Below are 1592 nucleotides of genomic sequence, written 5' to 3'. Positions count from 1 at the left end.
CGTTCCGAGGGTCGCCCAGGAAATCGCAATTCCCATCAGGAACGCCACCGAGAATATGGCGATGACCGGCCGATAGGTCGTGTCACCTTCGCGGATGACAGTCTTGCCAAAATGTTCCCGCAACGCGTCATAGCCGCCGACGCGCTTGTCACCAATGAAGGCCTGTGGCGTGGTGTCGACATCATGCTCGGCCTTGAAGGCGTCAGTCTGCTGGCGCGTGGTCAGATGATGATCTGCGACCGTATAGCCTTGGGATTCGAGCAGCCATTTCGACTTGATGCCATAGGGACAGACATGTTCGGGCATCACCATCCGGTAAAGCGTGGCCGTTTTCTCTAACGGTTGAACATTCTGGTTCATATGGATTCTCCTTGACCATTCATGCCAGCGATGAGCGTGAGAGCCTCTCAACCTCAACGCCCCATGCAACCTGAGGGGACTTGGCATGGGTGACTGTGGCCCGCACCAACACATTGGCTACAGCCTGGAGCCGCGCTGCAAACCCACTTCTCAGCTACCCGTTGCATTCCCGTGGATGAGGGAACAGCGAATCTCCCTGCCTCATCACCCGATCAGTGGCCTCGAGCGGTCAGCCATTCACGCATCATTGCGATCTCTGCTTCCTGTGCGGCAATCACCTCTTGGGCAAGCGCGCGAACCTCCGGATCGGTTCCATGCTTGAGAACGACATTTGCCATGTCGATCGCACCCTGGTGATGCGGGATCATGCCGCGCATGAAATCGACATCGGCATCACCGGTAAATTCGATAGCCATGTCGGCATGCATCCGGTCGTTTGCTTCCTGATAGGCGCGGATGACCGGATCGTCTGAAGAGCGTACAGAGATATGGACGCCATGGGTGTCATGACCTGCGTGTGTATTTTGGCCGGCATTGCCCGTTTGCGCCTGCGCGAAAGAAAGGCTGGCCGCGGCGATGATAGCGCCACCGATAAAGATTGGGGTGAGCTTGTTCATTCTGGCTTTCTCCAAATGGTGCGTACGGGCAATCAGCTCGCCGGGGTAGCGGGATAACCGGCCTCTTTGAGACTGCCCTCAAATGCATCACGAGGGTGATCGGATAGGATTTCGACCTTTCGCGTGGCGGGATCGGCAGTGACCCTGGCCATAGGGTCCACCGATTGAATCGCCCTGGTAACACTGCTGGCACAACCGCCACAGGTCATGTTTTCGATATGGAAGTGCATGAGAAACTCCTCTGTTTCGGTCTCACGCTTTTTCATATGGGGCTTCCCACTGTTGGAAGGTCAAGAGATCAAAAAACTTTCGGAATACCCATTGACCTTCCCATCGTTGGAAACCCCACCTTCCTTCGCGAACGAAATATTCGAAGCGGAGAAGAAAAATGAACGCTCCCGTAAAAGACCACTCGGCGGCTGCCCAGATTATCGGTCTGCCGATCGAAGGCATGACCTGTGCCTCATGTGTTGGCCGCGTTGAAAAGGCGCTCAAGGCCGTGCCCGGCGTCGAAAGCGCCACCGTCAATCTCGCCACGGAACGGGCCGATGTCATGGCTTCCGGACCGGTGGATCGTCAAGCGCTGGTCCGCAGCATCGAGGAGGCCGGCTATTC

General features: G+C 56.6%; 3 protein-coding genes and 1 pseudogene. 1 reads left to right on the top strand and 3 read right to left on the bottom strand.

The features are described from left to right. The 3 genes and pseudogenes from EO133_RS20635 to EO133_RS18405 all read right to left on the bottom strand — a co-directional run. Positions 1–360: pseudogene (locus EO133_RS20635) on the bottom strand (glutaredoxin); the annotation flags it as partial. A 212-nt stretch (positions 361–572) separates the two neighbouring features. Continuing rightward, positions 573–977: a CopM family metallochaperone gene (gene copM, locus EO133_RS18410; RefSeq protein ID WP_127074117.1), complete on the bottom strand. Its 405-nt coding sequence runs from the start codon at positions 975–977 to the stop codon at positions 573–575. A gap of 32 nt (positions 978–1009) precedes the next feature. Then, a complete protein-coding gene (locus EO133_RS18405) occupies positions 1010–1243 on the bottom strand; it encodes a heavy-metal-associated domain-containing protein (RefSeq protein WP_244640654.1) in 234 nt (77 codons plus the stop codon). 122 nt (positions 1244–1365) lie between these two features. Between EO133_RS18405 and EO133_RS18400 the strand changes: the two genes are divergently transcribed. Next, a partial coding sequence (locus EO133_RS18400; RefSeq protein ID WP_164735097.1) for a heavy-metal-associated domain-containing protein occupies positions 1366–1592 on the top strand: 227 nt, incomplete at its 3' end.

It is taken from the genome of Pelagibacterium lentulum, assembly GCF_003992625.1.
Classification (GTDB): domain Bacteria; phylum Pseudomonadota; class Alphaproteobacteria; order Rhizobiales; family Devosiaceae; genus Pelagibacterium; species Pelagibacterium lentulum.
Note: the sequence above shows the minus strand (reverse complement) of the source record. Positions and strands in the feature narration are given on the sequence as shown.